Raw genomic sequence first — 12651 nt, 5'->3', positions numbered from 1 at the left:
CGTGTTTAAAAAACGATTATTAAAAAATATCATTTTAGGCGTAGCACTAGGTGTCGTGGGCGGCTTTGGCCTTAGTCAACAAGTGCGGGCTGACAATAATACTGAAAAAGCGGATTTTGAAATCCAACCCATTACATCGGTTGCGCAAGTTGATACGAGTTTACATTACTACGACCTCAAGTTTAAGCCGGGGACAAAGAATACGATTAAGATGCGGATTCAAAACTTTACCGATAAGAAAATCACGGTTAACAGTGAGATTCAAAACGGTATGACCCAGGTTGGCGGCGATATGAAGTTTCAATCGTCCGCTAAGGGTTTGGATCCAAGTGCTAAAATACCGCTAACGACAATTGCGACGATTAAAAAAGCAAACCAGACGATTCATTTAGAGCCGCAAGAAACTAAGGTAGTTGAAGCCGAGATTAAAATGCCTACTGATAATTTTAATGGCATGATTGCAGGTGGTTGGAAGTTTATCGAATATCGTAATAATAAGACGTCTGACCAAACGATTTCTAGTAACTATGCCTATATGGTCAGCATCAATTTACGGGGATCGCACTATAAAGTGTATCCCGAGTTGAAATACGCCTCAACCAAACCGATTCTATATAACAGTCGCCCAGCAATGGGGGTTAACATTCGCAATACACAACCAATGGTTTTGAAGAATGTCCATTTTAAAGCGGTTGTTTCAAGAAAAGGGTTGTTCTCAGATAATCGTCTTTACGAAAAAGAAGGTTCAAGTATGGCCCCTAACTCTGTTGTCACATTACCAATATCATGGGCATATGACAATATGAAGCCGGGCACTTATAACGTCGCAGTTAAAGTGACTGGGGAAAACTTGTGGAACAAGTTACCGATGTCATGGACGTTCAAGAAGACGTTTAAAGTTTCTAAAGAGGCCGCTGCTAGTTTGAATAAACGTTCATTACAACGACCAACGAATAAATGGTTATACGTTGTCGCAGCCAATGGGGTCTTATTATTAGTCGCAGCCTATGGCCTTTACAGAGTGATTAAAATTGGTTAAACCGATCCGGAAGTTGGTCACAATTGGGATGGCTTTTGGGATGATGATTGCCTTGGGTGCTGGGACTGCGCAAGCAGCCAAGAAAAAGTCATCGATTGAAATTCCTAAAGCAAATAAGGCGACATTCATGTTGATGCCGGAATTACCCAAAGATAATATTGGCGGTCAGCAGTTAGGTTACTTTAATCTTCACCTTAAAACGGATCAAACAAAGACGGTTCATATTAAAGTTTATAATCCGACTGAACATACAATTAATATCTATGGTCAAGTAAATGATGCGACAACCAATGATAATGCTTCTGTCGATTATCTGGGTTCACATCAAAATAATCGACAACTGTTAAAGCAGCCGGGGAGTAAGTTAGTCTCAGTCTCCAGAAAGACTGAGTTACCGGCTGGTGCTACTAAAAGGATTGCAATCAAGATTAAGGTTAATCAGCCTTTTCAAGGCACTAAGGCGACTGCGGTTAATTTAAGTGCCAATCAATTTAACCAAAAGTCAGCCGTCAAGAACGCGTATCGTTATGCGATTGGGTTAATTCTAAACGGTCAAACGGTGCAAAAACGGGATTATCATTATTTACAATCGCCTTCGATTAAAACGCGGCTGACAAAGGATAAGAAACCGGCAATTAGTGTTAAACTCAATAATCCTGATCCAATCTATCTTGAAAAGACCCAAATTAAGATTAAATTGCAGAATCAGAAATGGCAGTTTATTCAATATGCAACAACAATCAAAAACGGCAAAGTCGCACCAAATACGAGTTTCTATGTTGATCTTTTACTTGGGGGAAAACGGCTAGTACCAGGGACGTATAGTATGACACTCACGACCCGAAATTCACATTACAAAAAGACGCTGCATAAGAATGTCTTAATTACAGCGTCACAAGCGAAATATATTAACGGGTTAAACGCAGCCTATCTTAGAAATCGAAATTGGGTTCTAGGTGGTACAGCGGTTATCTTAGTCATAATCGGCGGCGTTATTGTGAGAGTTTACCGAGTTAGAAAACGAAAGAGGGATCTTCATGCAAAGAATGGTGAATAAATTTGGTTATCAAAAGACGAAATGGGGCATGATTGCGCTGGTAACGATACTATCAATCACACTCATTGGCGCTGGCGTTATGGCAGCTCTTGTTTACCATAGCTATAACGTTTATACGACGATTACGATGTAGTGGCGAAAATGCTGCTACGAAAACGCATCACAATAATTTTGGTTATAATCGTAAATTTTATATTGATTACTAATAAATTTTATGATATAATAAAAACGCACTTTATTTGCAAAATACTTTTAGGGAGGAATTTCATATGAAGTTCACAAAATTGACAAGCTCAGTATTAGCTGGCGCAACATTACTTTCAATCATGGCACCAACAGCATCATTCGCTGCAACATCAATTGCAGGTTCAGGAGATGCTAAAACAAATGATAATGGTGGTACAAAGTTACCACAAAACGATCACACAGAAATTGGTATTTCATTCGGTGATAACCAAAGCAACGGTAACACAGGTTACTTACGTCTCCAAATGGTTCCTCACACATTAGATTTTGGTAACCACAAACTTTTGGATGATTCAAAATTAGATTTTACTGCTGATGGTAAAAATACATCATTATCAAACAACAACACAAAAGGTAGTTTTGATGGTACAAATGCTAACCAAACAGCAACATTAACAACTGGTACTGATACTGCTTTAGACGCTGTTAAGGGAACTGCATGGGCAACTGTTGTTGATAAACAAGTGACACATGTCGATCCAATGAACGGTGGGAATGACGCTAACGGTAAACCAACATCAGGCTTCCACAAGGGAACAGATAACGTAGCTGGTGCATGGACATTATCAGTTAAATCTGAAAGTCCTTTAACAGCCGTTGACAATGGTGATCCTTCAAAACCAATCGTTGATGAAACTGGTGCTAAAGAAGAAATCAAAGATGCTAAATTAACACTTAGCGACACACAATACGCACAAACACAAAACGTATTAGGTTTAACAAAAGATAAGAACGATAACACATACGCTAAAGATTTAGCTGCTTTGACAACTAAACCAACAGCAGCACCTGTTGCAAATATCACTAAGAATATCTCAACACCATTAGTTGCTAGTGGAACAGATATGACTGTTGCTAAAGCTATTGCTGGTGAAGGCCAAGGTGCTAACGTCTTTGGTTGGTTACCAGAAAACATTAAGTTAACAATGCCTGCTGGCGCTGCAGTTTCAAATGCCATCTACAAAGCTAACTTAACATGGACTTTAAACTCAACAGTTGCATAAAAAAGCTTTAATCCAATACAGAGTGTATTAGGACTAAAGCCTCGAGTATTATTATAAAAGTGATCGCTAGTATGCCTTCGAAAACAGCTATTGATCACTTTTATATTACATAGCATAACACCGAATGGTTGATGTGTGAAGAAGCGTTCTATTTTAAAAAGGAGGTGAACGGGATGTCGAAATCACAATCACTTTTATTAACAAGTCAGTGGTATTTAGAAGCCCAACGAATTATGCACTACTTTAATGCGCTGAGTGAGGCATATGGGATTAGCTATGAACAATTTTTAGTATTGGAACATATTATTGATCTCGGGTACAATACGCCCGGTCAAATTGCGACGGTTTTTAAAACATCGGCCCCCGCAGCCTCTCGAAAAATTAATACACTTCAAGATAAACAATTAATTCAAAAAGTACGTGCAGCGGGCAATGACCAACGGACAGTCTTGCTGGAAGTTACGGAAAAGGGTAACGCAGTCTTTCGAGGTGTCAAAATGGCACTAAAAAAAGATGACATAACAATTACGCAATCGGATGTTGAGAGTTTAACGCGTATCGAAGAACAAGGATAATATTAAATAAAGACGCCGCCAATGTTATTTTGGTCGGTGTCTTTTTATATTTAAATCAGTTAATAGTTGACTTGTAACCGCTTAAATCCTATAGTGATAATGTAAACGATAGTTATTTAAAGTGGAGGTATTAATAATGACGAAGAAAATAATTCTCGATTGTGATCCAGGGCATGATGACGCAGTCGCAATGATGCTTGCTCACGGGAATCCTGAAATTGATTTGCTAGCCGTTACGACAGTTGCTGCTAATCAAACGTTAACTAAGGTAACACGCAATGCATTAGCTGTTGCGACGATGATTGGTATGCATGATGTGCCAATTGCCGCAGGGTGTTCACGCCCCTTGATTGAAGAAATTAAGGTCGCCGCAGATATTCACGGTGAATCTGGCCTAGACGGCGTTGTTTTGCCAAAACCCACTGTCGAACTTGAAAAAATTCACGCAGTCGATTTAATCATCGATTTAATTATGAGTCATCCAGCTAAAACAATTACGTTGGTGCCAACTGGTGCTTTAACGAATATCGCGATGGCAGCGCGCAAAGAACCTAAGATTATCGACCGGGTTAAAGAAGTAGTCCTCATGGGTGGCGGTTACCACGAAGCCAATGCGAGTGCTGTTGCTGAATTTAACATTAAGTTTGATCCTGAAGCCGCTAAGATTGTCTTCAATGCGGGCTGGCAAGTGACGATGGTGGGTCTAGACTTAACGCATCAAGCCTTAGCGACACCTGATATTGTGTCAGAAATTAAAGCCATTCACACTGAAACATCGGCATTTGTTGTTGACCTATTGGCTTTCTTCCGCGATATGTATAAGAAGGGCCAAAACTTCGATGCCCCTCCCGTTCATGATCCATGTGCGGTAGCCTATGTGATTGATCCAACCGTTATGACTACTAAAAAAGTCCCAGTTGATATTGAACTCAACGGGACGTTAACACGTGGGATGACCGTCGCTGATTTCAGCTATCCAATCCCTGAAGATTGTCAAACATCAGTCGCTGTTAAACTAGATCACGCTAAATTCTGGGGGCTAGTTGAAGATGCGTTGCGGACGATTGGCTAACTTTCTAAGTAACGGGTTACGGTCTTAAGAAGATAATCTTTTGACAATAATGGGTTAACACTTTTGGCGCTTTCCATACAAATTAGGGCAGCGGTGTAAGCAATCTGTGTTGTTTTTTCCCAACCTAGGTTGTTTAAGCGGCTATCAACTACTGCGGCTGTTAACGCGGCACTGGCGCCATTATTGTTAACACGCTTGATTGGAATACCAGCGATTAATTTAGTGTTTCGATTATCAATATAAAATAATCCAGTATGAGGCATTAGAACATAAATATGTTCTATGCCTTTTTTTAGTAGCTTTTTGGCACTTTTTTCAGCAGTTTTAGCATCAGTCACAGATGAGTTAGTCAGCATTGCAAGTTCTTTATCAGTTGTCATTAATGTATCTATTTTAGAAAGTACGTTTTGTAATTTATAACTTTTATTGAGTGAAACAGTTTTAACAAAAATAGGTACTTTGCAATTGTCAAATAGCCAGTCGATTGTCTTTTCAGGTAGGTTAGTATCAATAATACAGTAAGCTGAAGTATTGATTGTGGCTAGTCGCTCGCTAAGGAAATCGGGTGTGATATCATCATAAATTCCCATGTCATCGACACCTACATTCAGAGTGCCATCTGGATCATTGACGTAAAGATAAGAAGATGTACTTTTATCAGGTATTTTTTTTGAATGCTGGATAGCGAGATGATTTTTTTGAGCATCTTCTTCAAATTTTTGCCCATTCAGGTCATCACCATAAACCGTAATAAAATAATTTGGCACTGCAAGTTTTGTTAAATTATGGGCAATATTATAACCAGCTCCACCTAAAGAAAAAGTGATATGCCCAGGATTAGAATTTTGCTGAATAAGTGTTGTATCGGTTAATCCTAGGATATCAATATTAACGCCACCAATAACGGTTACAAAATTTGGCTCGTTAATAATATAACCTTTGCCGGCAATGTAACCTTTTTTGGTGAGGTTAAAAATATGGGCAGCAACGCCAGATCTTGTTAAACCGAATTTATCGGCCAGTTCTTGTTGTGAAATTAATGGATTTTCTTTAATTATTTTTAAAATTTCTTCTTCGCGTTTTGTCATGCTAATCCAGTCCCCATCTAATTAGTAAGTAGCTTAAGTATAGGTTATTAACTACTGTAGGTCAATTTTGATAAACAAAAGTTTATTTTATAAAAAAGTGTTTACAAATAGTTGTAAGCGTTTTATAATGAGTTTGCATACAGGAGATAAAGAGACGGAGGTGTCGAAATGGACGATAAATATGTTGTAGTCGTTGGCGGGTTGAATATGGATATTGCAGGTATGCCAGGCAAGGATTTTATTGAACGTGATTCTAATCCTGGTGAGGTTAACCTATCCGTTGGTGGTGTTGGACAAAATATTGCACATAATCTAGCCAATTTAGGTGTACCAACGTATCTGATGACGGTTTACGGAGACGATCAATACGGCGCAATATTACATCGAGAATGTGAAACAAATAAGATCAATTTAGATTATGCAGCTGAAATTAAAGGCGCTAATAGTTCAACTTATCTTTATGTAACTGATGGCTCAGGAGACATGTTAGCGGCAATTAACGATATGAGTATCGTTAATAATATTACTCCTGATTTTTTAAAGGAACGATTAGCGGTAATTAATCAGGCCACTTTATGCATTGTAGATGCTAATATTCCGCAAGAATCAATTGAATGGTTGGCAGATCATTTGAAGGTACCGATGTATGTTGATCCGGTTTCAGTCGCTAAAGCGCGTCGTTTTGAAAACGTTTTAAATAAAATTGATACGTTTAAACCCAACGAAATGGAAGCCGAACTTCTAACTGGAATTAAAATATCCGATGAAAGCTCAGCTAAAATGGCAGCAGAATATTTAGTTAACCAAGGAATTCGTCATGTCTTTATCTCGCTTGGCGCACACGGTATTCTATGTGCAGATGAAAGTCAAACAGTACTAGTACCGATTATTAAGGTACCAATTATAAGTTGTAATGGTGCTGGGGATTGTAGCATGGCAACCATTGCTTGGGCATATTATCACTTTGGGAAAAAGGCTTCTTTAAAAGAGATTGGTCAATATGCGCAAGCTGCTTCAAGTATTACGGTGGGAAGTGCTTCAGCCGTTTCATCACATTTAACTGCGAAAAATGTGATTGATCGTTGTCGACAAGCAGTAAAAAATTAATTTTTGGAGGATTTACTAATGATTAAAAAACAAATTTATTCACTTATTACTTATGATGAAAGCGTAAAAACAATGGATGCAGGTGCTGATCATATTGGGCTTGTACCAATGCAAGATGGCGGTGTGCCAGCGCATCGAGTGCCATTAGAAACTGTTGATAAAATTTTTGCTGAAGCCAAAAGACGTGGTGTTGTAACAGTGGCAATCATGTTGAACAAAGATCCTAAAGAAATGTTAGATATTGCGAAACGGGTTCGTCCAGATATCCTGCACATTGCTGGGATGGAATATACTGCAGATCAAGCGTTTAGAGATCAATTGAGAGCGGTTTGCCCGGAAACAGAATTAATGCAAGCCGTTTTAGTAGATGGACCGGAAGCAGTGGAACGTGCTAAAGAATATGCAAAATTCTCAGATTACTTATTAACAGATTCTGGTTTAGCTGCAGATACAGGAATTGGTGCTAGTGGATTAACACATGACTGGTCAATTGATGCGGCAATTGTTGCTAATGTAAATATTCCAGTTATTATTGCTGGCGGATTAGGACCAGATAATGTTGAAGAGTGTATTAAGGAAATTAAACCTTATGGCGTTGATTCATTAACAAAGACAAGTATTAAATATGATGGCGGTCATATGGAAAAAGATATCGATAAGGTGCGTGAATTCTGTGAAAGAGCAGATAAAGCAGCTGCAGAAGTTGGTTTATAAAAATTGAAAGTAATACGGACGAGTTTAAAGACAGTATCGCTAAAGAAAATGATAACAGCGATTGTTGGGGTATTCCTAGTCTGTATTGGAGTAGCGATTAATAACAACACACAACTAGGTAATGATCCGGTAGGAATTATCTATGATGGCATTCGACAAGCTGCTCAGCTTTCACATGCGCAGTTAGGAGTGGTTTCCAATTATATTAATATTGGGTTGATTATTATTTTGTTTTTCTTTGGACGGAAATATATTAATGTTGGAACGCTTATCTATCTTGTACCCTATGGCTTTTTTATCAGTATAGGTAGTTATCTGTATACTATCATTTTTGTGGGTAATACATTGTGGATACGAGGGGTAGCCGGTCTAGTTGGTTGTTCTTTATACTATCTAGGAATTAGCCTATTTGTTGCTAGTAACATCGGGGTCGATCCTTTTAACGGATTAATGCTAACGCTTCGGGACAAAACAGGCTGGAGTATTCGCCGTTCTAAAATAACAATGGATGTTGTTTTGATTATTGCTGGCGTTTTATTGGGCGGTCGGTTTGGCGCAATTACGATTCTGACGGCATTAACAACAGGACCGACAATTCAATATTTAAGCCAATTATTTAGCCGATTGTTATACGGTGAGAGAATTTAGGAGGATGAAATGGATTATAAATTAGTTCAAAAGACCAAAGTATTAGTAACCGATGATTTACCTAAAACGATTTTGGGTATTTTGAAAGAAACACAATATAAAAAGCCGTTAATTATTATGGATAGTTTTCTAAAAGAAGTTGCAATTGTAAAAAAATTGCAAGTTAAATTGACGGAGAACAATATACAATTCTCTATCTATGACAAAGTCGTTTCTGATCCGCCAACAACTGTGGTGGATGAGGGGGCTGAATTCTTTAAAGTGCATGATTGTGATAGCTTAATCGCAATTGGTGGAGGCAGTGCCATTGATGTTGCTAGAGGAATTAATATCGTTCGTATAAATGGTGGCAAAATTAGCGAATACGTCACAGCAAGCAATGAAATAAAAGATTGTCCCGGATTGATAGCAGTACCAACAACTTCTGGTACGGGTAGTGAATTATCGAATGCGTTAATCGTTACGGATGCAGAAACTCAGACCAAATTAGCGGTGTTAGCGAATAATGCAGTTAGTGAATTTGCAGTTTTGAATCCTGAATTAGTAATGACATTACCTAAAGGGATGACAATTGCAACTGGCTTAGATGCATTTTCACACGCGGCAGAAGGTTATACATCAACCTTAGCGAGCCCTGTCACAGATGCGATTTGCGAAAAAATTATGTATTTACTAGTCAAATACTTACCTAAGGTAATTGAAGATGGACAGGATCGAGAAGCACGTGAACGTGTGATGGTTGCTGCTACACTAGGTGGTTGGATGCTAAACAATGCAGGGACACATGCTGGTCATTCCGTTGCACATGTGATTGGATCCAAGTACCATATGCCCCATGGAATGGCTTGTGCTTATGCGTTACCTGGGGTACTTCAATTTATTGCACCAGTTAGAAGTAAAAAAGTAAAAGAAATTGGTTTGATTTTGGGCGCTGAATACCCCGCAGATCCAACAGATACTGAAATCGGTAGAATTACGGCTATTCAATATCGTGAATTTAGAGATAAAGTTCTTGGGATGAAGCCATTCACCGATTTTAATATCTCAGAAGATGAATTGCTAACTAATATAGAAAGTGTCGTTAATGAACGCTTTGCGGGAAATACACCTAAGCAAATTGATCAAGAGGGTGCAATGATGTTATTGAAAAACTTTGGCTAGATAACTGAAAGTGGAGGTTATTATGAGTATATTAATGGGGATAGTCGGATTAGTCTTTATATTTGCGATTGGTTGGTTAGTCAGCTCCAACCGAAAGAAAATTAGATATAAACAAATTGGTATTTTATTAGTTACCCAATTTGTGATTTCCTTCCTGTGTTTACATACATCAGGTGGGGTTAAAGTCTTGGCAGGTATTTCTAATTTCTTTAGTTGGTTAATGGGGCAAGCTGCAGGTGGCGTCGATTTTGTTTTTGGAGGTGTTGTAATTAAGAGTGGCGCTTCAGTCTTCTTCCTCAACGTATTGATGCCAATTGTATTTATTTCGGCATTAGTCGGCATTTTGAACTATATTAAGGTCTTACCATTTATTATTAAATGGTTAGGAAAAGGCATTAATAAATTATCAGGAATGGGTGAATTAGAAAGTTATTTTGCAGTTTCAACAGCTGTTTTGGGGCAACCTGAAGTTTTTCTAACAATTAAGGAACGAATTCCTAATTTATCACCACAACGTTTATATACAATCTGCGCATCCGCAATGTCAGCGGTAAGTGCGGCGATGTTGGCTTCTTATATGAAAATGGTTCCCGGTAAATTTGTTGTTGTCGCTGTTTTCTTAAATATTTTTTCAGCCCTTATTATTTCATGTATTGTTAATCCGTATGAACCAGAAGTAGAGGATCAAAAAACGATAGAAGCTCATCTCTCCACTGAAAAGGAACCATTCTTCCAAGTTTTAGGTAATTATATTGTTGATGGTTTTCAACTTGCCTTAACCGTAGCAGCAATGTTAATTGGATTTGTATCATTAGTAACGTTTTTAAACAATACATTTGGCTTTTTCTTTAATGTCACATTCACTGATATTATTGGTTGGGTATTTGCACCTGTCGCATTTGTTATTGGTGTGCCAGCTGACGATATTGTTAAGGTTGGAAGCTTAATGGCCACGAAGTTAATTACAAATGAGTTTGTTGCAATGGGGAATTTATCACAGATTGCACATTCCTTGAGTCCAAAAGCAACAGCGATTATCTCGACTTATCTAGTTAGTTTTGCAAATTTTGGAACGATTGGTATTATTTCAGGATCAATCAAAGCAATTGATCAGAAACAAGGTGCTGTTGTTGCGAAATTTACTATGAAATTATTGTTAGGTGCTACAATGGCTTCCATGCTGACTGGTACGATTGTTGGTATGTATTTTTAGGAAAGGAACATCTCTTAATTTTAATAAGAGATGTTTTTTTATTTTAATAGAAAATGGTATACTACTATATGTAACCGATTGCATAAAAATACAGATAAAGAGGGCGTTTAAGCATGTATAACGCAAAAGAAACGCGATATGACGATATGATCTACCGGCGTGTCGGCCATTCTGGGTTGAAATTACCTGCAATTTCATTAGGGTTATGGCATAACTTTGGTGAAACAGATAAAGTGGCTACTCAAAAAGAAACTATTTTTGGGGCCTTTGATATGGGGATTACGCATTTTGATTTAGCCAATAATTATGGCCCACCAGCCGGTAGTGCGGAAGAAAACTTTGGTCGGATTTTGCACTCAGACTTAAAGCAATATCGGGATGAAATGATTATTTCGTCTAAGGCGGGTTATTATATGTGGCCGGGTCCTTATGGCGAATGGGGGTCAAAGAAGAATTTAATTGCTAGTTGTGACCAATCGTTGCAACGGATGCAATTAGATTATGTCGATATTTTCTATAGTCATCGACCAGATCCTGAGACACCGATTGAAGAAACGGCGCGGGCATTGGATTTATTAGTCCATCAAGGGAAAGCTCTATATATCGGAATTTCCAATTATTCCGCTGAACAAACAAAAGCGATTACTAAGATTTTTAGAGAACTTGGCACACCATTTATTATTCACCAACCACGTTACAATATGTTGGATCGGTGGATTGAAGATGGCTTAACCGATGTGTTGGCTGAAGAAGGTTTAGGCGCAATTACGTTTAGCCCATTAGCTCAAGGCATGTTGACGAACCGTTATTTAAATGGGATTCCAGCGGATTCACGTGCTGCCCGTCCAGATAGTCCATTCTTATCACCTGAAAAGGTCGACCAAACAATCAGCACTGTTCAAGAATTGAACAAAATTGCGCAACAACGTGGTCAATCATTGGCTGAAATGGCACTTGCTTGGAACTTGCAACAACCAACCGTTGCGAGTGTCTTGGTGGGTGCTTCTAGATTGAGTCAACTTCAAGATAGTGTACACGCGTTAGATAACTTAACGTTTGCACCTGAAGAATTAGCGGCCATTCAAAAGGTATTAAAATAGTAAAAAGGCGTTAGGACAAATGTAATTTTGCCCTAACGCCTTTTTGATATTCAAATGTGCTTATTGAAACTGACTTCTGCGCTTAGTGTCACTCGTCAGACCGTTTCAAACACACTTTCTTTTTTATTCAGCTGTTTCTGCAGTTGCTGCATTTGCTTGGATTTTGCCAAGAATCGCACGTGAGAATGGTCCCACTACGATTAATTGAAGTGGTAAGGCAACGATAATGTTCATTGCCCAAGCGTGTCTGTAAGCACCGCCGAGATCGTTTGGAATCCCACCTTCGATTAATACACCGAAGAGTGACATACATGTGACCATACCAAGAATCATCAAACATGAAATTGTTAAAATCATGACTAATTTATTGTCCTTATTAAGTGGTAAGCTGAATGCGATCTTTTTAGCGAGTACGCCGATCACGAAAACATCGAGGATGAAAGCGACGATGAAGCCAGGAATCAAGCCGGTGATTAAAGCGACAAATGAAAAACTCCCGTGTAATAATAAGTTATAGATACTCATTCCAAGTACCATTGAGAAACACATTAATGTTGTAAAAATAATACCTTCTTTTTTATTGGTAGGCATATCAATTTCCTTCTTTCTGAAAAGTTAACAGATATA

The 12651-nt window shown here is 38.4% G+C and carries 14 protein-coding genes; 12 read left to right on the top strand and 2 right to left on the bottom strand.

From position 1 onward, the window contains the following. Nucleotide 1 precedes the first annotated feature (1 nt). The 6 genes from ACPBEH_RS06310 to ACPBEH_RS06285 all read left to right on the top strand — a co-directional run bounded on the left by ACPBEH_RS06310 (nt 2) and on the right by ACPBEH_RS06285 (nt 4993). The gene (locus tag ACPBEH_RS06310; RefSeq protein ID WP_424348609.1) at nt 2-1039 is read left to right on the top strand and encodes a DUF916 and DUF3324 domain-containing protein; all 1038 of its coding nucleotides are present in this window, start codon (nt 2-4) and stop codon (nt 1037-1039) included. Next, a complete protein-coding gene (locus ACPBEH_RS06305; RefSeq protein ID WP_424348608.1) occupies nt 1032-2096 on the top strand; it encodes a WxL protein peptidoglycan domain-containing protein in 1065 nt (354 codons plus the stop codon). Before ACPBEH_RS06310 ends, ACPBEH_RS06305 begins: the two co-directional genes overlap by 8 nt. Further along, nucleotides 2077-2229 carry a hypothetical protein gene (locus ACPBEH_RS06300; RefSeq protein ID WP_424348607.1) on the top strand — a complete coding sequence of 51 codons (153 nt, stop codon included), beginning with the start codon at nt 2077-2079 and terminating at the stop codon, nt 2227-2229. The genes ACPBEH_RS06305 and ACPBEH_RS06300 overlap by 20 nt, the downstream gene beginning before the upstream one ends. Nucleotides 2230-2365: 136 nt before the next feature. Then, a complete protein-coding gene (locus ACPBEH_RS06295; protein WP_424348606.1) occupies nt 2366-3346 on the top strand; it encodes a WxL domain-containing protein in 981 nt (326 codons plus the stop codon). Between the two features lie 173 nt (nt 3347-3519). Then, complete coding sequence (locus ACPBEH_RS06290) at nt 3520-3921, top strand: MarR family winged helix-turn-helix transcriptional regulator (protein WP_424348605.1); 402 nt, start codon at nt 3520-3522, stop codon at nt 3919-3921. Between the two features lie 136 nt (nt 3922-4057). Further along, complete coding sequence (locus ACPBEH_RS06285; protein ID WP_016264561.1) at nt 4058-4993, top strand: nucleoside hydrolase; 936 nt, start codon at nt 4058-4060, stop codon at nt 4991-4993. Here ACPBEH_RS06285 and ACPBEH_RS06280 read toward each other — a convergent pair. Then, nucleotides 4990-6081 (bottom strand): PfkB family carbohydrate kinase, encoded by a 1092-nt coding sequence (locus ACPBEH_RS06280; protein WP_011373963.1) that lies wholly within the window; start codon nt 6079-6081, stop codon nt 4990-4992. The genes ACPBEH_RS06285 and ACPBEH_RS06280 overlap by 4 nt on opposite strands. 168 nt (nt 6082-6249) lie before the next feature. Between ACPBEH_RS06280 and ACPBEH_RS06275 the strand changes: the two genes are divergently transcribed. From ACPBEH_RS06275 to ACPBEH_RS06250, 6 genes are all read left to right on the top strand, one after another. Next, a complete protein-coding gene (locus tag ACPBEH_RS06275; RefSeq protein ID WP_424348604.1) occupies nt 6250-7188 on the top strand; it encodes a PfkB family carbohydrate kinase in 939 nt (312 codons plus the stop codon). Nucleotides 7189-7206: 18 nt separating this feature from the next. Further along, the gene (locus tag ACPBEH_RS06270; RefSeq protein WP_226474487.1) at nt 7207-7902 is read left to right on the top strand and encodes a phosphoribosylanthranilate isomerase; all 696 of its coding nucleotides are present in this window, start codon (nt 7207-7209) and stop codon (nt 7900-7902) included. Between the two features lie 48 nt (nt 7903-7950). Next, the gene (locus ACPBEH_RS06265) at nt 7951-8550 is read left to right on the top strand and encodes a YczE/YyaS/YitT family protein (protein WP_424348603.1); all 600 of its coding nucleotides are present in this window, start codon (nt 7951-7953) and stop codon (nt 8548-8550) included. 9 nt (nt 8551-8559) lie between these two features. Further along, nucleotides 8560-9711, top strand: coding sequence for an iron-containing alcohol dehydrogenase (locus ACPBEH_RS06260; protein WP_424348602.1), 1152 nt, complete (start codon nt 8560-8562; stop codon nt 9709-9711). Between the two features lie 22 nt (nt 9712-9733). Next, nucleotides 9734-10924, top strand: coding sequence for a NupC/NupG family nucleoside CNT transporter (locus ACPBEH_RS06255; RefSeq protein WP_056947693.1), 1191 nt, complete (start codon nt 9734-9736; stop codon nt 10922-10924). 113 nt (nt 10925-11037) lie between these two features. Next, a complete protein-coding gene (locus ACPBEH_RS06250; RefSeq protein WP_424348601.1) occupies nt 11038-12024 on the top strand; it encodes an aldo/keto reductase in 987 nt (328 codons plus the stop codon). Nucleotides 12025-12147: 123 nt separating this feature from the next. Here the strand turns inward: ACPBEH_RS06250 and ACPBEH_RS06245 are convergent, their stop codons facing one another. Then, a complete protein-coding gene (locus ACPBEH_RS06245) occupies nt 12148-12615 on the bottom strand; it encodes a DUF2798 domain-containing protein (RefSeq protein WP_056947689.1) in 468 nt (155 codons plus the stop codon). Nucleotides 12616-12651: the final 36 nt, after the last annotated feature.

Source organism: Latilactobacillus parasakei, from assembly GCF_049674265.1.
GTDB lineage: Bacteria > Bacillota > Bacilli > Lactobacillales > Lactobacillaceae > Latilactobacillus > Latilactobacillus sakei.
The sequence above is the reverse complement of the archived record's forward strand: the minus strand, read 5'-3'. Positions and strand labels throughout refer to the sequence as shown.

Bases quoted from the DNA above. Each gene is read 5' to 3' on its own strand.
- ACPBEH_RS06300 (WP_424348607.1), top strand. From the start codon at position 2,077: ATGCAAAGAATGGTGAATAAATTTGGTTATCAAAAGACGAAATGGGGC.
- ACPBEH_RS06295 (WP_424348606.1), top strand. From the start codon at position 2,366: ATGAAGTTCACAAAATTGACAAGCTCAGTATTAGCTGGCGCAACATTA.
- ACPBEH_RS06290 (WP_424348605.1), top strand. From the start codon at position 3,520: ATGTCGAAATCACAATCACTTTTATTAACAAGTCAGTGGTATTTAGAA.
- ACPBEH_RS06285 (WP_016264561.1), top strand. From the start codon at position 4,058: ATGACGAAGAAAATAATTCTCGATTGTGATCCAGGGCATGATGACGCA.
- ACPBEH_RS06280 (WP_011373963.1), bottom strand. From the start codon at position 6,081: ATGACAAAACGCGAAGAAGAAATTTTAAAAATAATTAAAGAAAATCCA.
- ACPBEH_RS06275 (WP_424348604.1), top strand. From the start codon at position 6,250: ATGGACGATAAATATGTTGTAGTCGTTGGCGGGTTGAATATGGATATT.
- ACPBEH_RS06270 (WP_226474487.1), top strand. From the start codon at position 7,207: ATGATTAAAAAACAAATTTATTCACTTATTACTTATGATGAAAGCGTA.
- ACPBEH_RS06265 (WP_424348603.1), top strand. From the start codon at position 7,951: ATGATAACAGCGATTGTTGGGGTATTCCTAGTCTGTATTGGAGTAGCG.
- ACPBEH_RS06260 (WP_424348602.1), top strand. From the start codon at position 8,560: ATGGATTATAAATTAGTTCAAAAGACCAAAGTATTAGTAACCGATGAT.
- ACPBEH_RS06255 (WP_056947693.1), top strand. From the start codon at position 9,734: ATGAGTATATTAATGGGGATAGTCGGATTAGTCTTTATATTTGCGATT.
- ACPBEH_RS06250 (WP_424348601.1), top strand. From the start codon at position 11,038: ATGTATAACGCAAAAGAAACGCGATATGACGATATGATCTACCGGCGT.
- ACPBEH_RS06245 (WP_056947689.1), bottom strand. From the start codon at position 12,615: ATGCCTACCAATAAAAAAGAAGGTATTATTTTTACAACATTAATGTGT.